Below are 26,527 nucleotides of genomic sequence, written 5' to 3'. Positions count from 1 at the left end.
GTGTGCCATGACAGAGTTAAAGCGATTAAATAAATTTATCAGTGAAACAGGTTTTTGTTCACGCCGTGAGGCAGATAAATATATTGAAGAAGGTCGTGTTACTGTTAACGGCAGCTTGCCTGAAATGGGCGTAAAAGTTAGTGAAGCCGATGATGTACTTATTGATGGCAAACCTTTAAAAGCAAAGCCTAAGCTGGTTTATATTGCCTATAACAAACCTGTTGGTATTACATGTACGACTGAGCGAAAAATCCAAAGCAATATTGTTAAAGCCGTTAATTACCCAGAGCGTATTTTCCCAATCGGACGCTTGGATAGACCTTCAGAAGGCTTAATTTTCTTAACTAACGAAGGCGACATCGTTAATAAAATTCTTCGCGCTGGTAATAATCATGAAAAAGAATACGTAGTGACGGTTGATAAGCCACTTAATCGCCAGTTCGTGAATAAGATGGCAAACGGTATTCCTATCCTCGATACCGTTACTAAAAAGTGTAAGGTCAAGCAAACTGGCCCACAGCAATTTACCATTGTACTAACACAAGGCTTAAACCGCCAAATACGTCGTATGTGCGAATATTTAGGCTATGAAGTGGTGACTTTAAAGCGCACACGAATTATGAACGTGACCCTAAAGGGTTTAAAAGTAGGGCAGTGGCGTCACTTAACCGAACAAGAAATGGCTGAGATCAATAACTCAATTGCCGACTCAGGTAAAACCGAAGAGCGTTCAATTGATGAAAACAAACAGCCAACGCAAGCTCGTGCTAAGCAAAAGCCACGCAATGAAGAAGAAAAAAAGCGCGACTTTTCTAAATACGTGAAAAAAGCACGCAGTGATGCTAAGCAAGGTCAATCAAGATCAAAAGCTGGCAATCCACACTCATCAAAACCAAATCAAACTAAGCGTAGCAGTACTAAACGCACAGGCACATTAAGTCTAAAAAAGTAAGCTCAGCGCATTAGAGCCCTGACTAGTCTTTACTGGTTTGATTCAGGGTTCTTTAATGATGTATAGTGCAACCTCAGCCTTTATCAGGATATATAGCATCAGCTTCCCAAAGGTCTCCTCTTGATTGAAAGTCTTTTATTAAATCAGCAGCAATAGGTATTACAAAGCTGATAATTAAATAGACACCCACTTTATTTAAAACCATAAGCTGAACACCAAAAATAGACACCCATTAAAACTAAGTGGTTAAGCAGAATAACTAGTCGCCCACCATAACTAGACACCCACCTCAACTCGTGTGTTAACTCAGCAATAAAAAAGCCCTATCAGCAAACTGATAGGGCTTTTGGTTGAGAGTCAATCTGTATTAATTAGCGTGACGCTGTTTAGGTACTTTGATCTTAAACAGCATGGTATAGAGCACAGGCACAACAATTAGTGTCAGCACTGTCGCAAAACCAAGACCAAACATAATGGTTACCGCCATTGACTGGAAGAACACGTCAAATAGCAGTGGGATCATGCCTAAAATGGTGGTAATTGCAGCCATCGCTACAGGGCGAACACGGCTTACACCTGAGTCGAATACTGCTTTGTAAGGGTCTTTACCACTATCGAGTTCAAGATTAATTTGATCAACTAATACAATGCCGTTTTTGATGAGCATACCGCTTAAGCTCAGTAAGCCAAGCAGTGCCATAAAGCTAAATGCTGCATTCATTAGTAATAAACCAGCTGATACACCCACAATGGCTAGTGGCACTGTTGCCCAAATCACTAAAGGCTTTTTAACTGAATTGAACAGTAACACTGTGATTGCGAACATGGCTAAGTAACCAAGAGGTAATGAACCGAAAATAGCTTTTTGCGCATCTGTTGACGATTCATATTCGCCGCCCCATTGCAATTCATAACCACGTGGTAGTTCAATAGCTTCAATGTCTTTGCGAACACGTGCAAAGAGCTTCGCTGGAGTTTCATCGCCAATGACATCGTGGTCGGCCATTACAGTGATAGTACGCTTACGATCACGTCGCATGATCAAGCTGTCTTCCCACTCAACAACAAAGTCATCAACCACTTGTGTCACCGGTACAAACACACCTAACACTGGGCTGTAAATTTGTAAGTCTCGCAGGCTTTCAACGTTTAAGCGCTCTTCAGCAGGTGAGCGAGCAATAATTGGCAGCATTTGTGTGCCGTCTTTATAAACGCCTACTTGTTTACCCGATAAGCTAGTCAACAGTAGTTGATCAAGGTCAGATTTGGCAATTCCTAAACGACGGGCTTTTTGCTCGTTAAATTGCGGACGAATTAACTTTGAGCGAGCACGCCAATCGTCACGAATATTAAATGCCCCCGCATCTTGATGCAGAATGTCTTTCGCCTCTTTTGCTAACTGGCGAAGTACAACAGGATCTGCACCAGAAAAACGCGCTTCAATTTTTGCATCTGTTGATGGGCCAATTTCCATACGTTTAACTTTAAGCTGAGCATCAAGTACATGTTCGTGTTGGTAATCGCGTACTTTTTTGATCATGGTTGTAACAGCTTCGCGGTCTTTTACTCGAATAATCAATTGCCCATAAGCTGGGTATGATTTTTCAGGTGCGTAAGTCAGCATGAAACGCGGTGCACCTTGACCAACCGTTGTGGTTATTTCTTCAACTAATGGGTCGGCTTGTAAGAATTTTTCGAGCTTTGCAACACCATCCATAGTGGTATGAATATCAGCGCCTTGCGTATGCCAATAATCAACATAAAACATAGGAGTATTCGATGCAGGAAAGAACGACTGCTTGATAAATTTAAAGCCATAAACTGAGCTAACAAGCAGGATCACCATCAGCAGTAGCGTGGTTTTACGGTACCGCATTGCTGTATGTAACACGCCTTTATAAACATTAAAAATAACACCTTGATAAGGGTCTTCATCGTGATGCGGCTGTTTTTCAGTGGCTTGCTTAAACATTAAATCAGCGAAGAAAGGCGTTAAAGTAATGGCTGTGATCCAGCTTAGTAACAATGAAATAAATAACACCCAGAACAAGCTGCCAGCAAACTCACCACTGGCATCTGAACTCAAGCCAATCGGCGCAAAGGCAGTAATTGCGATAACCGTAGCCCCCAGTAATGGCCACTTGGTTTGATTAACAATATTAGTTGCAGCTTGCAGTTTTGTTTGTCCGCGCTTGAGGTTTATTAATATGCCTTCGGTTACCACAATGGCATTATCTACCAGCATCCCTAAGGCAATGATTAAAGCACCAAGCGAAATTCGTTGTAAATCAATGGCAAATAACTTCATGAAAATGAAGGTACCTAGTACGGTCAGTAGGAGTATTACACCAATCAATACGCCGCTCTTAAAGCCCATAAAGACTAAAAGCACGATAATAACAATGGCAACGGCTTCAAGTAGGCTGATAATAAAGCCACTTACTGACTTTTCAACTTCGGCAGGTTGGTTATAAACGCTGTTTATTTCCATACCATGTGGTCGTTGATATTCCAGTGACGCTAAATGGGCATCAATATTTGCGCCTACATCAACAACGTTAACGCCTGTGCTAAACGATACGCCTACCAGTAATGCTTGCTGTTGGTTATAGCGAATAATATTGTTAGGGACTTCGGCGTACTCACGAAAAACGGTAGCAACATCACCTAAGTAAATAAGCTCATTTTCACCTGGCTTAGAAATAAGTAAGTTTTCGAGCTCTTTTACGTCTTTAAATTCACCAGTTGGGTGTAAGCGAATTGATTCATCGCCAACGCGGACTTTACCTGCGTTCGACACGCTATTTTGAGTTTGTAAAAGCTGATAAATTCGATTAGGCGAAATACCTAACTGGGCCAGTTTGCGGGTTGAAATCTCGACCATGACTTGTGCTTGTTGCTCGCCACCCACGGTTACTTTACTAACGCCATCAACCAAAACAAGCTCACGTTTTAAATAATCAACGTAATCTTTTAGCTCATCGTAAGAATAACCATCGCCAGTGACTGCATACATCACTCCGTATACATCACCAAAGTCATCCATAATCTTGCTTGGATAAACACCAGAGGGCATCGACGATGCCTGATCATTGATTTTGCGACGCAACTCATCCCATATTTGGCGTAAGTCTTGTTTACGATAATTGCTTTTCATCTCAACGGTAATTTGCGATTTACCCGGTGATGAAATACTGGTTACGTAATCAACATACGGCAGCTGTTGAATTGCATTTTCAATAGGGAAGGTGACTTCTTCTTCAACCTGCTGTGGTGACGCGCCAGGATAAAGGGTGATCACCATGGCTTTTTTTAGGGTGAATTCAGGGTCTTCTAGTTGTCCTAAGCCAAAGTAAGCGACCGTTCCACCAATCAGTAAAAACAGCGCGAACATCCAGCTAATGACTTTTCTTTCAATAGCGAGTGCAGCAAAGCTCATTATAAGCCTCGCTCTTTTTGCCATGGACGCACTTTCATGCCTTCTTCTAAAAAGTGCACGCCAGCAGCCACAACGATTTGGCCTTCTTTAATACCTGAGAGTACTTCAATGCCATCACGGTGTAATTGGCCAACTTCAACAGCTTGTTTGTGCACTAAACCGGTGTTTTCGTCATAAAGCCACACATAGCTGTTATCGTTTTCAGACTCAGTAGGCTCAGAGAATACCGCCTCAACTGGCAGTAGTGTATAAGGTGACTGTGAGCTGGTGATTTTGCTTAAATCTATATCAACGCGGCCAGTCATACCGGCAAGTAGATTAAAATCTTCTGGCACAGGTAAAGAAAACACAACTTTATACGTTAAAGTAATTGGGTCGGCTTGGGTATCAAACTCTTTGACCGTTAATTGATATGACTTGTTTGGGTAACCATCAAATACAACATCAGGTTGGTAGTGAACGTCTTTATCGATGCGTGCAATGAGTTTTTCGGGTACTTGAATAACCACGTCCATTAGGTCGCGGGTTTCAAGGCGAAGGATATTTTGTTTTGCTTGAATGTTTTCAAAGTTTTTCACAAATACCTTTGCTACAGTACCGGCGAACGGCGCGCGTAATTCGCTATTATCGAGGTTGGTTTTGGCAATTTTTAGCGCTGACTCAGCAACCTGTTTATTGGCAAGGGCTTGGTCTAACTCAGATTGACTGGCAATAGAGCGGTTAAAAAGCTTTTGCACACGCTCAAGTTGAGACGCAGCAAGTTCAAAGCGTGCTTTACGTTCTTCGTACTGCAGTTGAAAATCTTCAGGATCCAGTTTTGCTAAAAGCTCTCCCTTTTCAACGTGTTGGCCCGCAAGTGCAGGGAACTCAAGTAACTCACCATTTACTCTAAAAGCGAGATAAGAACCTTGGTTAGCAACCACTTCAGCAGGAAAGCTGCGAATGCTTTGCTCTGAATTATTACCAATATTAAAAAGTTTAACAGGACGTACTACCGGCTCTGCTTCATCTTGCTGTGCTTGCTCTGAACATGCCACAAGAAGCAAAAACATGCTGCTCATTAACGCGGCGGTTGCCAATCTCATTGTCTTCTCCATAGATAAGAAAGCATAAATTTGCTGCAGGATACGCTGCAAAGATATAAAATAAAAATTATTAAATTTTAGAAACAGCATAAATTTTATTTATATAGTTTGCCATTAATGAATTTAAATCAATTAATCATTCTAGATGCTATTGTGCAAAGCACTAGTTTGAGCCAAGCTGCACTTAAATTGCATAAGACTCAACCAGCGCTCACGTTAGCTATTAAGAAGCTAGAATCAGAGCTAGGGTTTGAGTTACTAGACCGAAGCCAATACAGGTTACATTTAACTGAGAAGGGCCGTATTTTTTATCGTGAGGCCAAGCAATTACTTAATGCAAACAGTGAGTTAAGCTCACTTGCTAAAGAGCTGGCACTAGGTAATGAAGCCAATTATAAAATTTGTTACGAGCAACTTTGCCATCAAAATAGTTATAACCAAGTGATCAGCCAAACCTTCAAACGTTTTGCTAGTACTGAGTTTAGTATTTCTTCAGGTAAGCGCTTTGTATCTCTAGAGCAGGTTAATAGTCATCAGGCTGATTTAGGAATTGGCCCTTGGTTTGATTTGTTTCATGCAACAGGGGATCTCGAAAGTTTACCGATTGGTAAATTTGATATAGGTATAGTTAGCGCGCCTGATGTAGTGCCAAGTGAAATCAGTTTTGCAGATATTCAAAATTACCCGTGTTTAGCCATGTTTGAAAGTGACTTGAGTTTTGACAGTGATAGGCTTTCTTATACGCTAGGCTCTGCGTTAATGAAAATTGACGATATAACCAGTGTTAAGTCGTTTTTGCTCTCTGGTGCGGGCTGGGCAATGATCAGTTTGCAACATTGCCAAGCGGAAATCGATGCTGGTTTATTACAACAAATTAAAATTATCGATCGTGAACACCAGTTTGGCGCAGAAATTCGTGTATTTAGACAGCACTCAGTTCATCATGGCCCTGTTGCAAGAGCTATTTGGCAAGATTTTAGCGAGGTCAGTAAACAGTATTTGGAGTCGAGTCGTGCAGCAGGCAACTAAAGAAGATTTAATTTATACCATTATTTGCGCCATTCCTGAGGGGAAAGTTGCCAGTTATGGGCAAGTAGCAAAGCTTGCGGGATACCCTAATAACTCAAGGTTAGTGGGGCGGTTATTAAAAGTGATGCCCGAGGGCTCAAGCATTCCATGGCATCGGGTGGTTAATAGCCAAGGTAAAATATCGTTTCCAGAAGGCAGCAATAAACACCTTGAGCAACGACAAAAACTACTCAGTGAAGGTGTTACTTTTAATAAGGCTAAAATTAATATGCGCCTGCATCAATGGGACTAATAAACATACAAACTAATTGATAAGTAGTGACAAACACAGCCAACTAGCACAAATACATGCCAAATTGCATGGCTGTAATGGCGGGTTTTAGCGCTATAAAATACAGTGCCTAAACTGTAGGCAATCCCGCCAGCTAGCAGCCACCATAAAGCGCTTAAATCAAGGTTCAAATAAAGTGGATAAACAAGTGCTAATGCAAACCAGCCCATTAATAAATAGGTAGCGAGCGAGACTTTTTTATTCGTGTTTTTGACCAGTAATTTATATGCAACACCACCAAGCGCTAAAGACCAAATAAACACTAAAGCAGCAATTGCCCAAGCCCCAGATAACGAAATGACCAAATAAGGCGTGTAGGTACCTGCAATAAGCAAGTAAATCGCACAGTGGTCACATTTTTTATAAATGGCTCGTATACGCTCTCTGGTACTGGCGTGATATAAGGTCGAGGCTAAAAATAATACCAGTAGGCTTGAGCCATATACGATGGCACTTACCGTAGCTGACACAGCTTTAGATTGTGAAACTAAGTCCCACAGTACATATACCGCAAACAGGACTCCCATGCCGTGAGTAAGCACGTTAAGTTGTTCTTCTTGGCGTGAATAAGGGAGTTGCTCTGTCATATCTATCTACTAAAAATGAGTGAATAAAACAGTTTCAGTGTACAAGTGTGCGCTGAAATTGGCAATGCTTATTTTTTCACTAAATGTTGGTCAAAACATTTAAACCCATTGGTTTTATTAACCAACTCTGAATAAGGTTAAAAAACCAATAAATAATTAAAATCTAAAAAATCAATAATTTAAAATTTATTTTCAGGGTGGCACAACCTTTGATTAAGTAATTACGACTAATTACTTAAAGAGACAAGGAATACCACTATGAATAACTCACTTAAATTAACTACTGCTGTGTTACTTGTATTAGGGTCAACTCAAGCAAGTGCTACTGACTTTGAATTAGATATCAGCAACACAATTACACAATCTGTTAAAAGCTATGTTCAACAAGCGAGTAACGAGCTGAAGGAAAGCGTAATGAACAGCATTGAGTTTGATGCTCAAAAGTTACTAGATACTTACATGAGTGAAGATGCAATTGCTTCGAAAGAAGAAGAGTTAAAAGTTGCTCAAGCTCCTAAAGCAACAAACAAGCAGTAAGGAAACAAGACAATGAGTAGTGAAATCAGCTTATTTTTACTTATGGTTGCACCGGTTTTGAGTTTACTCAGTGCATATGCATCTATCGAATTATTTCGTAACGTTGCACAATGGTTCAACTTCTAAGGTACAAAGTAGATATTAAGATTTCATGAAATATTGATCGGCGGATTAAAAGCGCACGTAATTAAAGGCATGTGGTTTTAGAATAGTAGACTTTATGAAGCGTGCGATTTTTCCTTTACCGGTTTTTATTTTACCTGAAGGGTTCACCAAGCTAAGAATTTTTGAGCAGCGTTACTTAACGATGGTCAAAGAAGCTGTACAAGATAACACTGGTTTTGTGCTGTGCACTTACCAACACGATACAGATCTTAACTTGCCCGAAATTGGTTGTTTAGTGCAAATAACCGACTTCAATCAAGATGATAATGGTCAATTATTAATTGATGTTTATGCTGAGCATGCAGTGTCTATGCATAACGCTTTTCAGGATAAGCAGCAACTTCGACATGCTGACATCGAAATAATTACGTCACCTTCATGGTACGTAAGCACGCCAATTAATGACGAAAACACTTTATTGAGTGACACACTTCGTGCTGTATTTGCAAATCAGCCGGATTTAGCAGGTCTATACAAAGCCCCACAATTCGATAACCTTACTTGGGTTGTTGCCCGCTGGCTTGAAATTTTGCCTATATCGTTAGTTAAAAAACAACAACTTGCTTATAAATCTAACTTTGAAAACTTGCTAAGTTTCCTCCATACTCTAATCAACAACGAATTTACTGATTAATGTGATCTAACATCAACTTTTTGCCGTATTACTTCTAACGACAATAATTGGATGACATAAAGATGGTAAGTCAACAACTTCAAACAGGTTGTAAACCTAACACAGGTCAATACTCTGCCATGCCAGATACTCCAAGCAAAGAGCTTGCTGATGCTTTATTTGCTGTTGCTGAGCACCGTGATAAACGTGCGTTTGCAATACTTTTCCAATATTTCTCACCAAAAATTAAACGTTTTGGAATAAAGCAGTTCGGTTCTGAAGCACAAGCGATGGAATTAGTTCAAGAAACACTAACCTCAGTTTGGCGTAAAGCACACCTTTACCATAAAGAAAAAGGTGCAGCGACAACTTGGGTATACACAGTAATGCGTAATGCCTCTTTCGATATGCTAAGAAAAATGAAGAGCAGTAAAGAAGAGTGCATTAGTGAAGATATCTGGCCATTGATTGATGAAGCCGAGCCCGGCCAGCACGAATTTAGTGACCACTTAGAAGATAAACAGATCAAACAATACCTTGATAAATTACCGCTTGCGCAACGTGAAGTTGTGCGCGGGGTGTACTTTCAAGACATGTCGCAAGAACAACTTGCTGAACATTTAAATATTCCCGTAGGCACAGTGAAATCTCGTCTTCGCTTAGCCTTGCAGAAGTTACGCAATGAAATGGGAGATCACCATGATTAAGCACCATCCTAGCAACGAATTACTTGCCAAATTCAGTGAAGGTAATCTACCTGCCACTTTGAGTGTTGCAGTCGCTATTCATGTTGAAATGTGTCCTGTGTGCCAAAAAGAGTTAGCCGCGCTTGAGGCAAAAAATGCTGACAATGTATTTACTGAATCAGCTAATGATATGGATGATATGTTCGATAAAACACTTTTTGATGCCATTACCGCTGATGAATCAATTGATGAAGTGTACGAGCAAGAACAGGTATCGGTTGATGTTAAAGATAAAACCTACACATTACCTAGAGCACTTACGCGTATTGGTCACAGTAACTTTATGCAAATAGGTAAGCTTGCTCGCTCTCGCATAGATTTAGACGACGGCCCATTACGAGCAAGTCTACTGCACATTGATGCGGGTGGTGAAATACCTGAGCACACACATACGGGTTTTGAGCTCACTTTATTATTAGATGGGGAGTTTAGTGATGAAGACGGACACTATGTACCAGGTGACTTTATGATGTTAGATGGTCGCCACAATCACACGCCAAAAACAATTGAAGGGTGCTTGTGCTTTACAGTTGTTAGTAGTGCCCTACACTTCAATAAAGGTATTAGTAAATTACTAAATCCAATTGGTAATCTAATCTATTAGTAGAGTTTATATGCAGCAATCGACAATTAAAATTGGTTTAAGCGCCTGCTTAGCAGGCGACAAAGTTCGCTTTGACAGCGGCCACAAAAAATCTAATTTTTGCATGGATGAGTTGGCTAACCATGTTGAATATAAAAAGTTTTGTCCTGAAGTAGCGGTAGGGCTACCAATCCCTCGACCAACTATTCGTCAAGTGCGTGTTGGCGATACTATTAAAGTGTGCCGCCCAGATGGCACTGGCGATGTTGGGCCTAAGTTAACAGAATACGGTAAACGTGTTGCTACAGAACAAACTGCAGAATTAAGTGGCTTTGTGTTTTGCGCTAAAAGTCCTAGTTGCGGTATGGAACGTATTAAAATTTATAACGAAGCGGGTACTGGCAATACTTCAGAAGGTGTGGGTTTTTTTGCAGAGCAAATAATGGCACATAACCCATTGCTACCATGTGAAGAAAACGGTCGTTTAAATGATATGCATCTTCGCGAAAACTTTGTAATGCGTGTTTATACCTACAAGCACTGGCAAACATTAAGCGAGCAACCACTCACAGTACATAGATTGACTCAGTTTCATGCCCAATATAAGTACTTATTGATGGCGCATAACTACGAAGCTTACCGTAATCTAGGAAACCTACTTGGCACCTTTGATGGTGAAGATATCCAAGCCTTGGCAGATGAATATATTCTAGGGTTAATGACAGCCCTTAAAAAACCAGCTTCACGTAAAAATAACGCTAATACATTAATGCACTTGCAAGGTTATTTTAAAAAATCACTTTCTAAGATTGAAAAGCAAGAACTACGTGATGCCATCGATGAATATCGCCAAGGCTTGGTGCCACTATACGTACCACTTACGCTAATTAAGCATCATTTAAAAGTGCATCCAAACGAGTATCTTGCTAAGCAAGTGTATCTTGACCCCTATCCGAACGAATTAAAACTACGCTACGGAATTTAATGAATACATTATTTTGGTTTAGGCGCGATTTGCGCCTTTTTAATAACGACGCTTTGTATCAGGCAATCGAAAATGGTTGCAGAAATGCGGTATTTTTTATTACTGAAAAGCAATGGCAAAAGCATGATGTGGCTGCTATTCAGCTAGATTTATTAAAGCGTAGACTTAGCTTCTTGGGGGAGCTTTTAGCTAGCAAAGGTATTGAATTACATATTATTGATGCAGCTGATTACGCAGGTTGTGTTGAAAAATTAGCGTCATTTTGTGAGCAACATCAGGTAAAAAATGTATACGCTAACAACGAATATGAGCTTAACGAAGTAAACCGAGATAAAGCGTTTTTACAGCATGCTGACAGTAAAAATATTGCTTTTTATGCATACGACGGTGATGTAATTGCGCCACCGGGAAGCATCAAAAATCAAAGCGGCGAAATGTTTAAAGTATTCACGCCATTTAAAAATGCATGGCTAAAAGTTTATCAAGACACCCACTTTTATTTTGCTGAGCCGCCTAAGATGTTCGAGGCCATTGAATGGCAGCCAAATGAGTTATTAGACTCAGACGGCAGCTCAGAAAAATGGCCTGTTGATGATGAAACGCTTAGCCACGTTTGCGCACGCTTTATTGAAGAAAAGCTAGCAACCTATCAAGACCAGCGTGATATCCCAAGCATTAAAGGCACCTCAGGTTTAAGCCCATATTTAGCCTTGGGTATTGTTAGCGTTCAGCAATTATTGGCACTTATTCAGCAGCGCCATCCTGATGTACTACGTAGCAGCAAAAGTAACTTGTTTTGTTGGGTTAACGAATTGGTTTGGCGTGAGTTTTACCGCCACCTTATCGCTATTTACCCAAACCTAAGTAAATACGACAACTTCAATGATAAATACAACGCTGTGAAATGGCGTGATGATGAGAGCGACTTTAAAGCGTGGTGCGAAGGTAAAACAGGCTACCCACTAGTTGATGCTGCAATGAGGCAGTTACTGCAAACTGGTTGGATGCATAATCGTTTACGCATGGTGGTCGCAAGCTTTTTAACAAAGCACTTATTAATTGATTGGCGTAAAGGCGAGCGTTTTTTTATGCAGCATCTTATAGACGGCGACCTTGCATCTAACAACGGTGGCTGGCAATGGGCTGCAAGTACGGGGTGTGATGCTCAACCGTATTTTCGAATTTTTAATCCTATCACCCAAAGCGAGCGATTTGATCCAGATGGTGAATTTATCCGTAAATATTTACCAGAGCTGGAAAAAATTCCTGCTAAGCAAATCCATTTTCCGCATGATTATTTAGCGAAACAGGGTAAGTCGAGCAGTTATTGGCCAGCAATTGTTGATCATAAAGCCGCGCGAGAGCGAGCGCTAAACGCATTTAAGGTGTGACATGGACAAGGCGATCCTTGATAGGTTTATTGATGTTTATCAATCACTCAATAAAGACAATTTACAGTTATTGGATGAAATCTATCATCCAGATATTCAGTTCGCAGATCCCTTGCATGCGGTAAATGGTCTTGGGGAGCTGCGTGATTATTTTAAAAACCTCTATGCCAATGTGCTTTCTTGTGAATTTGCTATCGAAGACAGCTATGTTACTGAAAATATTCAGAGCAAAGACGACATCGCGTTTATTTATTGGACCATGCATTATCGCCATCCAAAGCTCAATAAAGGCCAAGCAATCTCGGTTGCAGGCCATAGTCGTTTAAAATTTGCTGGCGATAAAATAATTAACCATCGCGATTATTTTGATGTAGGTGCTATGCTCTACAGGCATATTCCAGTGCTTGGCTCGGCTGTGAAATACATCGATAAAAGAGCGAGTGCATAATGACGACATTAATTACAGGTGCAACCTCAGGTATTGGCGAGTCATTAGCAAAGCTTTATGCAGACAATAATGAACAGGTCATTGCATGCGGTAGAAATACAGAAAAGCTTGCTAAATTGAGCCAGCATCAAAATATAGAGTCTTGCCAGTTTGACGCAACCGACCTTCAAGATATTCGTTCGAGCACAGTGGCTTATACACAATTTGACCGGGTTATTCTAAATGCTGGCAATTGTGAATACATTGATGATGCTCGCAATTTTGACAGCAGTTTGTTTGAGCGGGTGATCACGACCAACTTGCTCAGTATGGGCTATTGCCTTGAGGCATTACTACCAAAGATAAAACCCGGTGGTCAGCTGGTGATCGTAAGCTCTAGTGTGACTTATTTACCCTTACCACGCAGCCAAGCATATGGTGCGTCTAAAGCCGGTGTAAGTTATCTAGCTAATAGCTTAGCGGTTGATTTAAAGGATATCGATGTCACTTTAGTTCACCCAGGTTTTGTTAAAACGCCGCTTACAGACAAAAATGACTTTCCAATGCCTATGGCTGTGAGTGCAGAAAAAGCGGCAAATTATATTTATAAAGGGGTCGCGAAAAGGCGCAAAGAAGTGCACTTTCCGCACCGTTTTACCTTCATTTTAAAATTTTTAAGAATGCTTCCTACGCCACTTTGGCTGAAGCTTGCAAAAGGATTATCACGTTGAAAAAAGTGGCTGTTATTGGATCTGGCATAGCGGGTTTAAGCTGTGCGCACCTATTGCATAAGCACTACGATGTAACCGTATTTGAGAAAAACGACTACATAGGTGGCCATACTGCAACCATAGACGTAAAAGTTGATGGCGTTGAGTACGCTGTTGATACAGGCTTTATTGTCTTTAACGACCGAACTTACCCATACTTTGAAAAACTACTTAAGCGCTTGGGCGTTGAGCGTCAGAAAACCCAAATGAGCTTTAGTGTGCATAACGAACAAACAGGCTTTGAATATAACGGTCATACTTTTTGGAGTTTGTTCGCACAAAAACGCAATATCTTTCGCCCTAAATTCTGGAAACTTTTAAAAGACATTGTTCGCTTTAATGATGTGTGTAAATCATTACATGCTGAAAAAAATTATAAAGAAAATCAAACACTAGGTGAGTTTTTAGACGAGCATGATTTTAACGAGTTCTTCCGTTTTCATTATATCTTGCCGATGGGCGCTGCTATTTGGTCAACAAGCATTAAAGAAATGGCGGAAGTTGGCGTAGAGTTTTTTGTTAAGTTCTTTTATAACCACGGTTTGTTGGATATCACGAATCGCCCGCAGTGGTATGTTATTCCGGGTGGCTCTCGCGAATACATTAAACCTATGATCCAAGGTTTTGCTGATAAAATTCGTTTAAATAGTAATATCAGCTCGGTATCTCGAAAAGGTGATAGTGTGCATGTCCATTTCGATGATGGCCATAGTGAAACATTCGACAAAGTTGTGTTTGCTTGCCACTCAGATCAAGCTTTAAAGCTGTTATTAGACCCTAGCGAAGACGAAAAAAGTGTTCTATCAGCGATACCTTATACGGCTAATTCAGTGGTACTACACACTGATACTACACTTTTACCAAAACGCAAAGCAGCATGGGCGAGCTGGAATTATCTGTTAAATAACAACACAGACAAAGCCGCTGTTGTGACTTATCAGATGAATATTTTGCAAGGCATTAAGAGCGACACGCAATTTTGTGTCACGCTTAATCACCTTGAAGGCATCAAAAAAGACAGAATTCTGCGTGAGTTTACTTATCATCATCCGGTATTTAATAAACAGTCGATTGCCGCTCAGCAGCAAAAGTCTCTTATTGACGGTAAAAATAATAGCTACTTTTGCGGTGCGTACTGGTACAACGGCTTCCACGAAGACGGTGTAAGAAGTGCTGTAAATGTGGCAAAGCAACTCGGAGTCGAGTTTGAATAGCGCCATATATGTAGGTGATGTTCGCCACAGGCGCTTTGCCGTCAAAGAGCATCACTTTAAATACCCGCTTTATATGATGTGGGTCGATTTAGCTAAGCCTGATGAGCTTAATGGAGTTCATCCTTGGCTTGGCTTAAGTGGTTTCAAGGCGCTTAAATTTAATCAGAGCGACTATTTTAATTATCAAACCGATATGCAGCTGCCACTCAAACAGCGTGCACTTAATAAAATTAAAGAGCTTGGCATTGACGATGAATTTACCCATGTTTTTATGCTCGGACAGGTGCGCTGTTTAGGAATTTATTTTAGCCCGGTTAACTTTTTCTTCTTTCAAACTAGTCATGGCGATTTCACTCACATGCTTGCTGAAGTCAGCAACACACCTTGGAATGAACGTCATTATTATGTCGTACCCCTTGAAAAAAAAGTGAACTTTAAAAAGGTTTTCTCCGTATCACCTTTCATGAACTTAGATATGAACTATCATTGGCATATTAGAATGAATTCTGATAACACCATGATTCATATTGAAAATAAAAAAGACGACACTCTTTTGTTTGATGCAACCCTGCGTTTGCAAAAGCACCCTCTCACGAAAGAGCAGGTTAGTGCCGTGCTTAAACAGTTTCCGGCTATGACGTTAAGTATTTTTAAAGGTATTTACCTTCATGCTTTGAAGTTGTTTTGCAAACGTGTGCCATTTATTGGCCACTCGGGCAAACAAGAGAATTCAACTAGGTGATGTGATGGAAAAAGTATCAAATTTAACACAAGCCCAAACGACCGGCTGGATGACAAAGCTTTATAAAAAACTGGTAATAGGTGCATTCAACAGTATCAATGTCGGTTGCATTACCCTAAAAGAGGGTAATCAAAAAGAGCAATTCGGTGACATTACAAGTGATTTACATGCAACCGTCACGGTAAATGATGCTGCTATGTATAAGTCATTTGCGTTATCTGGCAGTGTGGGTGCCGGAGAGGCTTATATTCTCGGCTATTGGGATTGTGACAACCTCACTAAACTTATTGAAATATTTGCCCTTAATCAAGATCAGCTAGATGCATTCGAGAAAAAATTCGCTTTCTTAAGTGGCATTGCGCACCGAGTTAATCACATTAAAAATAAAAACTCAGCAAGCGGTTCAAAAAAGAACATTGCGGCGCACTACGATTTAGGCAACGATTTATACAGTGCATTTTTAAGTGACGAAATGTTGTATTCATGTGCTGTTTACCCGTCAAAACAAGCTAGCCTTGAACAGGCCCAAGAGCACAAACTAGCATTGATTTGTGAGCAGGTTGATTTACAACCAGGTGATTCGGTGATTGAGATTGGCACAGGGTGGGGCGCATTTGCGATTTATGCAGCAACACATTTTGATTGCCATGTAACGACGACCACAATTTCTGATGAGCAACATGCCTATGTTGAACAAAAGGTTAAAGAGCTTAACCTTGAGCATAAAATCACGTTATTAAAGCAGGATTACCGCCTCTTAGAGGGCAAGTACGATAAGCTTGTATCAATTGAAATGATTGAAGCTGTCGGTCATGAGTATTTGCCTGGCTTTTTTGCAAAATGTCAGTCTTTATTAAAAGACAGTGGTGCAATGCTTATTCAAGCAATCACCATAGCTGATCAGCGTTACAGCCATTACCTTAAAAATTCCGATTTCATCCAGCAGTACATCTTCCCAGGTGGCTGTTTGCCTTGTTTAGACGAAATGAATAAGCAAATAAAGCAGCAAACAGACATGGTTGTGCATAGTGTAAAAGATATTGGTGTTCACTATGCAAGAACACTGGCTGATTGGCGCGAGCGCTTTGTCGCTAGCTGGCCTGAAATAGATAAAGTCAAATTTGACCAGCGATTCTATCGTTTATGGTTATTTTATTTAGCTTACTGTGAAGGTGCGTTTAGAACCCGTGCTATCAGTACCGTTCATTTAGTTGCCCGTAAACCTCGTTTTGGCCATTCTGGCGATGATATCGCGCTCGATTATTAATTTCGCTTTGTTTCAAGGGGTATGGTTTATGGCCTTACTCCTTGAGCATAACTCTCTGATACCCGCTTTAGGTGTTGTCGCTTTGATGATTTATCTATCAAAGCAACGCCAGCAAGATAGTTGGCTACTCTTATGTGGCTTGCCTCTCGCACTGGGCTATGAATGGCTTGCCAGCAGCTTAAATTTACTTGCCTTTAAAGTAAGCCCCTTTCCCTTATGGCTTGCTGTACTTTGGGCTGCACTGCTTTTAACCATTAATACTTCGATGCAATTCCTACAAAAGCTGCCTTGGTATATTGCATGGGGTGTTTGTGCGTTATTTGCTCCTGCTAGTTACTACGCTGGAATGCGCTTTGAAGTACTTAATACTGAGCTTGTTCTTTGGCAATTTTGGCTTGTTTATGGCTTAGGTTGGGCAAGTATGTTTATGGCTATAATCGCTATAAATAAGCGATTTTTAGCGGCTGAATGATCAGTTTTAAGTGGTTCACCGTAGTGTTTTATAACACAACTTTAAGGGTTACTTGATGAAACAATCACTTAATTTAAGTTTATTTGCTGCGTTATTGTTCTCTGCGGGCGTGTATGCAAATGGCTTTAAAACGGTGGGCCAAGCGAAAATGGAGTATCTGTTTTGGGATGTTTATAACGCCAAATTAGAGACCCCATCGGGTTCGTATCAGTTTGGCCAACACCCCAGCAAACTTACACTCACCTATTTGCGGGATTTCGATGCGAAAGATATCGTCAAAGCAACCAACGAGCAATGGCAACATTTAAAGCTTAATGACATGGTAGGTGCTTACGATAAACAATTATTAACTCTTTGGCCTGATATCAAAAAAAACGATTCGTTGTCGTTTCAAACCAACGAGCAAGGGATCGGTACTTTTTACTTTAATGATAAAAAGCTAGGTCGGATCGATGATAATAGATTCGCTGACAACTTCTTAGCAATTTGGCTAAGCGCCGACACGTCTGAACCATCACTTCGTAAACAGCTTATTGGAGGGAAACATGATTAAGCTCAAAGCACTCTTTATTTTCGCTATGGTACTGTTAATTACCAGCTGCTCTGCGCCTGATGTTGATTATTATCAAGGAACAGAGCCTAAGTTTGACTTTAAGCAGTTTTTTAGTGGTGAGCTCAAAGCCTACGGCGTTGTGCAAGACCACAAGGGTGAGTTAACACGTAAGCTGGTTGTTGACATGCAAGCATCTTGGAACGGCAATCAGGGAGTGATTGACGAGCAATTTGTTTATGATGATGGCGAAACGCAAACGCGTGTTTGGTACATTACCATTAATGATGATGGCAGTATCACAGGGACAGCATCAGATGTGATTGGCGAAGCAAAGGGTGAGAGCAATGGAAGCGTGTTCCATTGGACATATTCTGTCGAGCTTCCATATGATGGTAGTACTTTAGTGGTAAATTTCGATGATTGGATGTACTTGGTAACACAATCACGCTTGATAAACCGTACCGCTATTGATAAGTTTGGCTTTGAGGTCGGGGAAGTTACCTTGGTTATCGAGAAAATTGAATGATGGTTTAGCTATCATAAAATTTTGTGATGGAAGTTAAATTAAGTCTTTATTAATACTGATATCACTAACCTTGTGATTGATAGTTAAATAGTAGTCATTTTTGAATAAATTACGTAAAAATAGCAATTTGCTGTTGCTAACTTCTCAAAAATGCATAAAGATAGGTTTTGCGAAGGCAAAATAATAACGAATAGGAATCTAACAATGAATAAAGCTCAATTAGTTGAAAAAATTGCTACTGATGCAGAAATCTCAAAAGCGGCAGCAACTCGTGCACTAGATGCATTCACTGGCGCAGTTACTAGCTCTCTTAAAGAAGGTAACTCAGTAGCATTAGTTGGTTTCGGTACTTTCTCAGTAAAAGAGCGCGCAGCGCGTACTGGCCGTAACCCACAAACTGGTGCAGAAATCCAAATCGCAGCAGCAACTATCCCAAGCTTTAAAGCGGGTAAAGGTCTTAAAGACCAAGTTAATCCTTAACAGGGTAACTTACTAATTATTGAAAAAAGGGCTTAGAGCCCTTTTTTTGTATCTGGAGTTTTGTCGCGCTAGCGAAAAAGGCTTATGCCTTTAACGCTTTATCACCACGACCAATACCAACCGCACCTGAACGTACAACTTCAATAATGTCTGATTCATGACGCAGGGTATCAAGGAAGGATTCAATTTTTTCTGTGCTCGCTACAAGCTGTAATGTGTAACTGTGGCGACCCATATCTAAAATAGCACCTTGGAACACATCAGCAACACGCGTTACCGCTGCACGAGTGGTTTCATCTTGGGCGAAAACTTTAACCAATAATAGCTCACGCTCGATGTGCGCCATTTCGGTTAAGTCAATAATCTTTAGAACATCTACCAGTTTGTTAACTTGCTTAGTAATTTGCTCAACGATGCGATCATCACCCATGGTTGTAATGGTAATACGCGAAAGAGAATGATCGTCAGTTGTGCCAACAGTCAGACTATCGATGTTATAAGCGCGTTGTGAAAATAAGCCAACAATGCGCGATAGTGAACCAGGTTCGTTTTCTAATAAGATTGATAAAATACGGCGCATTATGCTTTTACTCCTTTACGTAACCACATATCATCTACAGCCCCTAGCTTAATTTGCATTGGGTAAACATGTTCTTTTTCATCAACACATATATCTAAAAATACCAGTCTGTCGTTAATAGACATGGCTTTTTCAATAGCAGGCTGTAATTCATCAATATGATCAACACGAATACCCACGTGGCCATAGCTTTCTACTAATTTTACAAAATCAGGAAGTGATTCCATGTAAGAAGATGAGTGACGTCCTGAGTACATCATATCCTGCCATTGACGTACCATGCCCAGTGAGCGGTTATTCAACGACACAACCTTTACTGCTAAATTGTATTGTAAGCATGTTGATAGCTCTTGAATGTTCATTTGGATTGAACCATCACCCGTTACACAGATAGACTCTTTTTCAGGGAAGGCAAGCTTAACGCCCATTGCCGCAGGTAAACCAAAGCCCATGGTGCCTAAGCCACCCGAATTAATCCATTGGCGAGGGTGTTTAAACGGATAATACTGAGCAGCAAACATTTGATGCTGACCTACATCAGAGCTAATGTAAGCATCTCCATTGGTTGCTTTGTAAATTGCCTCGATAACCGCTTGAGGTTTGATTTTATCGCCATCAGTGCTGTAGCTTAGGCATTTTTGTTCACGCCAGCTAATGATTTGACGCCACCAATCTTCTTGTGCTGAACGATCAATTGAAATAGGGCTCTTATCAATCGCTGTTTGTAACTGCTCAAGCACTGTTTGCAAGCAGCCAACAACCGGGATGTGCGCTTTAATTGTTTTAGAAATAGAGGTTGGGTCAACATCAACATGAACGATAGTGGCATTAGGGCAGAATTTTTTAACGTTATTTGTTACCCGATCATCGAATCGAGCGCCTAAAGCTAGAATAACATCAGCATTTGCCATGGCTTTATTTGCCTCAAGGCTACCATGCATACCTAACATACCAATAAAGTTGGGGTGAGTACCGCTGATACCACCTAGGCCCATTAACGTGTTAGTGATTGGTGCATTTAATGATTCAACCAAGTGAGTTAGTTGCTCAGAAGTATTTGATAGAATAATGCCGCCACCTGAGTAAATAACCAGTTTTTTAGCTTCTAAAATTGCGCTAACTGCTTTGCGAATTTGTTTTGAGTGGCCTTTAGTGTTCGGGTTATAAGTTCGAAGCTCAGTTGTTTTTGGAAATTCGAATGGGAACTTTAGCTCTGGATTAAGCATATCTTTAGGTAATTCAACCACAACCGGGCCAGGGCGGCCTGTGCTGGCTAAGTAGAATGCTTTAGCTAAGATTGTTGGAATATCTTTTGCGCTACGACAGTTATAGCTGTGCTTTACGATAGGGCGAGAACAACCAACAATATCAGTTTCTTGGAATGCATCATCACCAATTAAACCAGTAGGAACTTGGCCAGATAACACCACCATTGGGATAGAATCCATGTACGCTGTCGCGATACCTGTTACACAGTTTGTAGCGCCAGGGCCAGAAGTTGCTAGCACCACACCGACTTCACCGGTAGCCCGGGCATAACCATCAGCCATATGAGTAGCTGCTTGTTCGTGACGTACTAAGATATGTTCAATATCTTCTTGTTGAAATAACGCGTCATATAAATCAAGAACAGACCCGCCAGGGTAGCCAAAAATATACTTAACATTCAATTCTTTAAGTGCCCGAACAACTAGTTCGGATCCATTGTATTCAGTTGTACTCATCCTCATTCCTCTGTGTGTGCAAGCATAAATGCATAAAAAAACCCCCGCATAGGGCGGGGGTTTTTTAAAAAGCGTGCTTTCACCTTTTAATAGCCTCCCGCTGGGCTTGTAACTAAGACCAGTACGAGAACGTTGACGACTAAAAGGTGACGGCGAATATTCATTATCTTTTATTTTCTTTTAAAAAATGCACAGCCGACTAGATGGCTGCTGTTTAAAAAATGTTAGGAGTATTTTTAAGCGTTTTGGAAACTGATGTCAACCGCAAATGTGGCTTTTTGCATTAATTTTTCTGTATTTTTGTTTTTTGATATTTTCGTTGCATCTACATGCTTTATTATCATTATTTTGGGGTGTAACTATGCATTGAATTGTTCGTGTGGAAAATTATTAACTATACCAATAGATAATGCATTTACGTTACTGCCTTGCATAACTTAGCTACTATCTGAATAGGCTTTATTTTTTAATCAGACACCCACTTTAACACCTCGCTACCATAAGGCTTGGCTAATTTTTGAAAAGACAGCCAACTTAAATATTTAACCAGACACCCATCTTATTTTTAATAAGAATCAGCTAAAGATAGATGTGAATTATTCAGAACAAGTTGAATTGCTATAAGAATGGTGATTTTTTATTGTTATCAATTAAATTTCAGCCTTATGTGCTGAGTTAATTTTTTAGTTTTACACACTGGTCAGCGCTAGTCGCAGTAGTCGTTATGCCTCTAGAATTAAAAGGATTGGATTTGTAAAATTGACTTCTAGTGTCGAATGCGTAACTAAGTAAATAAGGCTAAGCTATTAGTTATAGAGCTTCTTCGTTTTCGTTTCATATGATTAGTATAAGCTGTGATTGCTTGTTCTTTACCTGCAGTATTTTTAAACGAGCGGGTAAAGGAAGTGGTGAGTGTGAGCCAGTTTTCAGTACAAATGTTTAACCTTTCAAGTATTGGTAATGCCTTTTCTGGGATTTTCCCTGGCTTATCTTCTCGTATTGACCGCCCAGTCCAATCAACAAGTTGCAGGTATGTTTTGAGCTCAAATGGTAGTCCCTTAGGCATATGTTTACGAGGTTTACCTGCAAAGCGCATAAGCGATTTCGGTTGCTTATTATTTTGAGCTGCATTAATTCTAGATTTAATACTGGTGTAGTCAGATTGCTCAGGTAAATCAGCCGCTTTTGCTCTAACAGGATTTAAATCTACATAAGCAAGGCATGCAGCAAGTGCTGCTTCATCAAGTAAAGCTTGTGATTTAAAGCGACCTTCCCAAAATCGACCTTTGCACTCATCTTCTTGATTCGCTTTTCGTGCAATACTTTCATTAAGCACGCGCATAAACCAACTAATGCTGCTGAGCCGTTCTCGATATAAATTTACTCTGGTATTAACCGCAGCGTGTTCAGGTTGTGTTAGCAATTCGCCATTTAAGAATCGTTGGCAAAGGAATGTACTTTTGAATAACTTGTGCCATCTAATAAGAATCGCTTTATTATTTAGGCGCTTTGCTTTTGCTATATCAATGTGAAGAACTAGATGTGTGTGATTACTCATAACTGCGTAGGCACAAATATCAATACAAAATATTCGCCCAAGTTGAAGTAGTTTCTTTTCAACCCAATCGCGCCGGTGTTCATACGAACGACCCGTTAGTGGGTCTTGCCCGCACAAATAAGCGCGACGAACGCAGCGTGAAATACAGTGATAGTAAGGTGTATTTGAAACACTAATTAAGTTTCTACGTGGGGTTGCCATGCTCTTCTCCTCCATGAGTTGAACAATTTAAGTTTAGTCATAATTTTGAGAAGTGAGAAATTTAAAGATGGGTGTCTAGCTTTATGTTGAGGTTTTACTAAAAAAATAAAAGTGGATGTCCAATTAAGTATTCAATTTAATAGAGGGTATAAAAAAGCCAGTCTTAGACTGGCTTTTGGAAGGAGGTGTTTAAGGGCTATTAGCTTATCATAAGCCTTAAACAAGAGTTCTCTTATAGACGCTCAATTACAGCTTGAGTGAAGTCTGTAGTACCGTGGCTGCCGCCTAGGTCGCGAGTTGTACGGTCGCCTGATTTGATAACATCAGCAACTGCGCTGCGGATGCGCTCTGCAGTGTCGCCCATACCTAGGTGCTCTAGCATTTGGATAGATGCTAAGATCACTGACGTTGGGTTTGCAAGGTTTTTACCTGCGATGTCTGGTGCGCTACCGTGTACAGCTTCGAAGATTGCTGCATCTTCACTGATGTTTGCGCCAGGAGCCATACCTAAACCACCAACAAGACCAGCACATAGGTCAGATAGGATGTCACCGAATAAGTTTGTAGTAACAATTACATCAAACTCATCAGGAGTCATAACTAGTTTCATACAAGTTGCATCAACAATCATTTCTGTTGATTCGATTTGTGGGTAACGCTCAGCTACTTCACGCGCAACTTTTAAGAATAAACCAGATGTTGATTTAAGGATGTTAGCTTTGTGTACAGCAGTTACTTTTTTACGGCCTTCACGTACCGCTAGTTCGTATGCAAAAGTAACGATTTTTTCTGCACCTTCACGGGTGATTTTTGACATTGCTTCTGCTTCGTTACCATCTTCAGAAACCACTTGGCCAAGACCTGAGTACATGCCTTGCGTGTTCTCACGAATAGTGATGATGTCGATGTCGTCGTAACGAGCTTGTGTACCTGCGAATGATTTAACAGGACGAACGTTAGCGTAAAGGCCAAACTTTTTACGTAAAGTTACGTTGATTGAGGTAAAACCTTCACCAACTGGCGTCGTTAAAGGACCTTTTAAAGTGATCTTGTTACGCGCGATTGTGTCGATTGTTTCTTGCGGAAGTAACTCACCAGTTTTTTCTAGGGCAGCAAGGCCAGCATCAACGAATTCATAATCAAAATCGCAACCTGCAGCTTTAAGGATCTCAAGTGCTGAATCAATAATGCTAGGACCAATGCCGTCGCCTTTGATCACTGTGATGGTTTGTTTAGCCATTTACTTTTCCTATTTATGAGTAGATAAACACGTAAACTTATCGCGAAATAGCATGCGATTTACTTGTTAGAGGGTTTACGTGGATGTGTTTGAAAATTTAAGCGGCTTTTATAGCAATTTATTCAGCTTTTTGCCAGTTTATCCTGTGAATACTGACTATAAACAGACTAAAGTTCATATTTATTTAACGATTTCGCACTTTTTAACAACACAATCTAAAAATTGTCTGCAAATTCACAGTTTTTCAGATATGCATAAAAATCTGCTTTTGATTGCCAACCAGCAGCCGATAAGCTGTCGAAAATAATCTGTTCTTGCCAACTACTAAATAGCGCTTTGGGTTGAAAAACATAATAAGTAAATAGCTTAATCGCGACCCAATGTTTTTCATTGATATCGAGTGTTTGCTTTTTATGTTGCTCACTACCAAGTAAATGCTGTGTCCAACTGTTATCGCCAATCAGTTGATTTAAATACGCCATTAGTGGCTCTTGATTTAAGTGACTAACTCCAAACAAACAGGCAAGCGGTGGACTTATTACTTGCTCTTCGGCCTGCTCAAATACAGTTTTACGAGAAATACTGGTTGCTTGATGTTCGCAAAGATAAAGAACATAGGCATATAAGGGCAAAGTAACTTGCTCAAATTGAATTGAATCGTTGTGCTTAAATAGCGCCTGAATAATGCGCACCATATTCTCAAGGCGCTTAGATATATGCTGAAAAAGCGGGTGTGATGTGGTTGCAACCAAGCGTTGAAATAATACTTTTTGGATAATAGCAGGGGCGTTATCGTATCCGACCATAGACAAACAATGGCGCAAGTCTTTAGCTCTTTGCTGCTCTTTATTGTAGGGTTTAGAAGCAACGGTAAGCTGGGTTATCAATTCAGGGTAGGGGCTTAAAAGCTTATTTAAGCCACGGTAGCTATATTCCTGCGATACTTTTAACGTGCTAATTAACTCTAAATAGTGCTGCCTACGCTGCTGATTTATTGGCTGTGGCTCAGCAAAGTTAATGTTTTCACTAAACCAAACTGTGTATAGCAAACGAGAGTCTTTACAATGCCTTTGTTTGTCAAAAATAGTTAAGCTTGCTTTAAAGCGATGCCAACGAATTTTTTCAGGGCGGCTGGCATCAACCAATATATGGCGGCCATGTTCATCTGTGGCTAAATAAATAAGTACTTGTTCGGCGTACTTTACTTCACTGGCCGGAATGTATGGGCCAATATGCGCAATCAGTGCTTTTATAGCATTTTGGGCAAATTCATTAGGGGTGCGTAAATAAATATCAGCTAAGGCTTTGTGCACACTAATGTGACCACCTGACTCGCGGTAAGTCGTATTCATGGCAATAATATTAGCCAAAGCAACTAAGGTTGTTGCGCCATCGTAAATCATAATTTTTGGCGCGCTTAATAGGGCTTGTTTATATTTATTTAATCGCGCTAATAAATGCTGAATAGAAAGCGTATGTGGGCCTGAGTCTTTTAGTAATTTTGCTGCTAATTGATGGCGACACTGCCAAAGCTTTTTATCTTGAGCCGTCAGGGTCTGTCCTGCCGCTAACTTATTACTTTGGGATTGAACGCAAAGGTAATTGGCTAAACAGCAACTAATAATTTGTTCGCTAATGGCTTGGTTGTAGTTAAGGCTGCGGCACAAAATGCAAGCGACAACACATTGGTTTACAACTAAGTTTGTGGTGTAACCATGGTTCGGTACATACAAGCTTAGTTGTGCTTGCATACCTTTTGGGCAGGCTTGATACAGCAGGTAATAACGCTCAGCTAGATTACTTAACAAAGGGAAAATTTGTGACCATTTTTGCTTTTGATGATAAAGCTTAAGTAGCTGGTGTGTACTATCAAATAAGCGTGCCAATTCCCGTGGCGTCACGTTTTCCATCATAAGCGGTTAAGTTTCTTGTTGATAGCTTTCATAGGCACTTGGCCCCCATAATACCAGCTGACCATTTTTAAATAGTAGGCCTGTGCACTCATCGATGGTGGTTATGCCATCAGATTTAACATGCTGAGTGCGGTAAAAAATAATCTGCCAAACATTGTCTTCGACTCGTTTAGCATAGGTTAGATCGGGGCTACCTAAATAATCAAGCACCGCATTCAGGTTTTCAGGCTTATCAATCGATAGTTTTGCGATATAGCGTTTATTAAAAGCTTCGCGGTCTTGCCAGATCATGGCTTGCGGATCATCTTTATAAAAAGTGATCACTAGGGTTGCTATCAGTGCATAAACACCTAACCCAAGTACCAGATATTGGAAAACCTTTTTGAACATGTGTAACTCTATAAAACTAACGCGAAT

Annotated in this window: 28 protein-coding genes; 18 read left to right on the top strand and 10 right to left on the bottom strand. The window is 40.4% G+C overall.

Going from position 1 to position 26,527, the window contains the following annotated elements; all coding sequences use genetic code 11:
• Positions 1 to 7 precede the first annotated feature (7 nt).
• Positions 8 to 952 carry a 23S rRNA pseudouridine(2604) synthase RluF gene (rluF, locus tag VRK28_RS03215; RefSeq protein ID WP_332393276.1) on the top strand — a complete coding sequence of 315 codons (945 nt, stop codon included), beginning with the start codon at positions 8 to 10 and terminating at the stop codon, positions 950 to 952.
• Between the two features lie 73 nt (positions 953 to 1,025).
• On the opposite strand, the gene VRK28_RS03210 is transcribed toward rluF, so the two are convergent.
• From VRK28_RS03210 to VRK28_RS03200, 3 genes are all read right to left on the bottom strand, one after another.
• Positions 1,026 to 1,157: a hypothetical protein gene (locus VRK28_RS03210; protein ID WP_285835542.1), complete on the bottom strand. Its 132-nt coding sequence runs from the start codon at positions 1,155 to 1,157 to the stop codon at positions 1,026 to 1,028.
• Between the two features lie 162 nt (positions 1,158 to 1,319).
• Complete coding sequence (locus VRK28_RS03205) at positions 1,320 to 4,391, bottom strand: efflux RND transporter permease subunit (RefSeq protein WP_062565683.1); 3,072 nt, start codon at positions 4,389 to 4,391, stop codon at positions 1,320 to 1,322.
• Positions 4,391 to 5,476, bottom strand: coding sequence for an efflux RND transporter periplasmic adaptor subunit (locus tag VRK28_RS03200; RefSeq protein ID WP_250660533.1), 1,086 nt, complete (start codon positions 5,474 to 5,476; stop codon positions 4,391 to 4,393). The genes VRK28_RS03205 and VRK28_RS03200 overlap by 1 nt, the downstream gene beginning before the upstream one ends.
• Before the next feature lie 117 nt (positions 5,477 to 5,593).
• On the opposite strand from VRK28_RS03200, the gene VRK28_RS03195 reads away from it, so the two are divergent.
• Complete coding sequence (locus VRK28_RS03195; RefSeq protein ID WP_054562369.1) at positions 5,594 to 6,505, top strand: LysR family transcriptional regulator; 912 nt, start codon at positions 5,594 to 5,596, stop codon at positions 6,503 to 6,505.
• Positions 6,489 to 6,797: an MGMT family protein gene (locus VRK28_RS03190; protein WP_054562368.1), complete on the top strand. Its 309-nt coding sequence runs from the start codon at positions 6,489 to 6,491 to the stop codon at positions 6,795 to 6,797. Before VRK28_RS03195 ends, VRK28_RS03190 begins: the two co-directional genes overlap by 17 nt.
• On the opposite strand, the gene trhA is transcribed toward VRK28_RS03190, so the two are convergent.
• Complete coding sequence (gene trhA / locus VRK28_RS03185; RefSeq protein ID WP_062565680.1) at positions 6,794 to 7,423, bottom strand: PAQR family membrane homeostasis protein TrhA; 630 nt, start codon at positions 7,421 to 7,423, stop codon at positions 6,794 to 6,796. The two genes, VRK28_RS03190 and trhA, sit on opposite strands and share 4 nt — an antisense overlap.
• A 258-nt stretch (positions 7,424 to 7,681) precedes the next feature.
• Here trhA and VRK28_RS03180 point away from each other — a divergent pair, with 258 nt between their 5' ends.
• The 15 genes from VRK28_RS03180 to VRK28_RS03110 all read left to right on the top strand — a co-directional run bounded on the left by VRK28_RS03180 (position 7,682) and on the right by VRK28_RS03110 (position 18,894).
• On the top strand, positions 7,682 to 7,960 hold the full coding sequence (locus tag VRK28_RS03180; protein ID WP_250660534.1) for a hypothetical protein: 279 nt from the start codon (positions 7,682 to 7,684) through the stop codon (positions 7,958 to 7,960).
• Positions 7,961 to 8,180: 220 nt separating this feature from the next.
• Complete coding sequence (locus VRK28_RS03175; protein ID WP_130167624.1) at positions 8,181 to 8,759, top strand: LON peptidase substrate-binding domain-containing protein; 579 nt, start codon at positions 8,181 to 8,183, stop codon at positions 8,757 to 8,759.
• Positions 8,760 to 8,821: 62 nt separating this feature from the next.
• Complete coding sequence (locus VRK28_RS03170; protein WP_054562364.1) at positions 8,822 to 9,445, top strand: sigma-70 family RNA polymerase sigma factor; 624 nt, start codon at positions 8,822 to 8,824, stop codon at positions 9,443 to 9,445.
• Positions 9,438 to 10,088: a ChrR family anti-sigma-E factor gene (locus tag VRK28_RS03165; protein ID WP_332393267.1), complete on the top strand. Its 651-nt coding sequence runs from the start codon at positions 9,438 to 9,440 to the stop codon at positions 10,086 to 10,088. The genes VRK28_RS03170 and VRK28_RS03165 overlap by 8 nt, the downstream gene beginning before the upstream one ends.
• 10 nt (positions 10,089 to 10,098) lie before the next feature.
• Positions 10,099 to 11,052 carry a YbgA family protein gene (locus VRK28_RS03160; RefSeq protein WP_332393265.1) on the top strand — a complete coding sequence of 318 codons (954 nt, stop codon included), beginning with the start codon at positions 10,099 to 10,101 and terminating at the stop codon, positions 11,050 to 11,052.
• The gene (gene phrB / locus VRK28_RS03155) at positions 11,052 to 12,443 is read left to right on the top strand and encodes a deoxyribodipyrimidine photo-lyase (RefSeq protein WP_332393264.1); all 1,392 of its coding nucleotides are present in this window, start codon (positions 11,052 to 11,054) and stop codon (positions 12,441 to 12,443) included. The genes VRK28_RS03160 and phrB overlap by 1 nt, the downstream gene beginning before the upstream one ends.
• Position 12,444: 1 nt before the next feature.
• Positions 12,445 to 12,891 (top strand): nuclear transport factor 2 family protein, encoded by a 447-nt coding sequence (locus tag VRK28_RS03150; protein ID WP_105181833.1) that lies wholly within the window; start codon positions 12,445 to 12,447, stop codon positions 12,889 to 12,891.
• Complete coding sequence (locus VRK28_RS03145) at positions 12,891 to 13,601, top strand: SDR family NAD(P)-dependent oxidoreductase (protein ID WP_054562359.1); 711 nt, start codon at positions 12,891 to 12,893, stop codon at positions 13,599 to 13,601. Before VRK28_RS03150 ends, VRK28_RS03145 begins: the two co-directional genes overlap by 1 nt.
• Positions 13,598 to 14,854 carry an NAD(P)/FAD-dependent oxidoreductase gene (locus tag VRK28_RS03140; RefSeq protein WP_332393261.1) on the top strand — a complete coding sequence of 419 codons (1,257 nt, stop codon included), beginning with the start codon at positions 13,598 to 13,600 and terminating at the stop codon, positions 14,852 to 14,854. The genes VRK28_RS03145 and VRK28_RS03140 overlap by 4 nt, the downstream gene beginning before the upstream one ends.
• A complete protein-coding gene (locus VRK28_RS03135; protein ID WP_062565675.1) occupies positions 14,847 to 15,596 on the top strand; it encodes a DUF1365 domain-containing protein in 750 nt (249 codons plus the stop codon). The genes VRK28_RS03140 and VRK28_RS03135 overlap by 8 nt, the downstream gene beginning before the upstream one ends.
• A gap of 4 nt (positions 15,597 to 15,600) precedes the next feature.
• The gene (locus tag VRK28_RS03130; RefSeq protein ID WP_248526473.1) at positions 15,601 to 16,863 is read left to right on the top strand and encodes an SAM-dependent methyltransferase; all 1,263 of its coding nucleotides are present in this window, start codon (positions 15,601 to 15,603) and stop codon (positions 16,861 to 16,863) included.
• Positions 16,841 to 17,335 (top strand): DUF2878 family protein, encoded by a 495-nt coding sequence (locus VRK28_RS03125; protein WP_063528403.1) that lies wholly within the window; start codon positions 16,841 to 16,843, stop codon positions 17,333 to 17,335. The genes VRK28_RS03130 and VRK28_RS03125 overlap by 23 nt, the downstream gene beginning before the upstream one ends.
• Before the next feature lie 55 nt (positions 17,336 to 17,390).
• On the top strand, positions 17,391 to 17,888 hold the full coding sequence (locus tag VRK28_RS03120; protein WP_063528402.1) for a chalcone isomerase family protein: 498 nt from the start codon (positions 17,391 to 17,393) through the stop codon (positions 17,886 to 17,888).
• The gene (locus VRK28_RS03115; RefSeq protein WP_054562353.1) at positions 17,881 to 18,414 is read left to right on the top strand and encodes a DUF3833 domain-containing protein; all 534 of its coding nucleotides are present in this window, start codon (positions 17,881 to 17,883) and stop codon (positions 18,412 to 18,414) included. Before VRK28_RS03120 ends, VRK28_RS03115 begins: the two co-directional genes overlap by 8 nt.
• Positions 18,415 to 18,618: 204 nt before the next feature.
• On the top strand, positions 18,619 to 18,894 hold the full coding sequence (locus VRK28_RS03110; protein ID WP_004586404.1) for an HU family DNA-binding protein: 276 nt from the start codon (positions 18,619 to 18,621) through the stop codon (positions 18,892 to 18,894).
• Between the two features lie 82 nt (positions 18,895 to 18,976).
• Here VRK28_RS03110 and ilvN read toward each other — a convergent pair whose 3' ends face one another.
• From ilvN to VRK28_RS03080, 6 genes are all read right to left on the bottom strand, one after another.
• Complete coding sequence (gene ilvN / locus VRK28_RS03105; RefSeq protein ID WP_054551998.1) at positions 18,977 to 19,474, bottom strand: acetolactate synthase small subunit; 498 nt, start codon at positions 19,472 to 19,474, stop codon at positions 18,977 to 18,979.
• The gene (locus VRK28_RS03100) at positions 19,474 to 21,198 is read right to left on the bottom strand and encodes an acetolactate synthase 3 large subunit (RefSeq protein WP_175081577.1); all 1,725 of its coding nucleotides are present in this window, start codon (positions 21,196 to 21,198) and stop codon (positions 19,474 to 19,476) included. Before VRK28_RS03100 ends, ilvN begins: the two co-directional genes overlap by 1 nt.
• 784 nt (positions 21,199 to 21,982) lie before the next feature.
• A complete protein-coding gene (locus VRK28_RS03095) occupies positions 21,983 to 22,957 on the bottom strand; it encodes a transposase (protein ID WP_062565670.1) in 975 nt (324 codons plus the stop codon).
• A 232-nt stretch (positions 22,958 to 23,189) separates the two neighbouring features.
• Entirely contained in the window at positions 23,190 to 24,197 is a 1,008-nt protein-coding gene (locus VRK28_RS03090; RefSeq protein ID WP_054563906.1) for an isocitrate dehydrogenase, read from the bottom strand.
• A gap of 215 nt (positions 24,198 to 24,412) precedes the next feature.
• Positions 24,413 to 26,098, bottom strand: coding sequence for a hypothetical protein (locus VRK28_RS03085; protein WP_332393254.1), 1,686 nt, complete (start codon positions 26,096 to 26,098; stop codon positions 24,413 to 24,415).
• Positions 26,099 to 26,116: 18 nt separating this feature from the next.
• Positions 26,117 to 26,500 (bottom strand): DUF3192 domain-containing protein, encoded by a 384-nt coding sequence (locus VRK28_RS03080; protein ID WP_054563904.1) that lies wholly within the window; start codon positions 26,498 to 26,500, stop codon positions 26,117 to 26,119.
• Positions 26,501 to 26,527 lie beyond the last annotated feature (27 nt).

The organism is Pseudoalteromonas sp. P80D2 (assembly GCF_036680945.1).
GTDB classification, from domain to species: Bacteria; Pseudomonadota; Gammaproteobacteria; order Enterobacterales; family Alteromonadaceae; genus Pseudoalteromonas; species Pseudoalteromonas shioyasakiensis.
The sequence above is the reverse complement of the archived record's forward strand: the minus strand, read 5'-3'. Positions and strand labels throughout refer to the sequence as shown.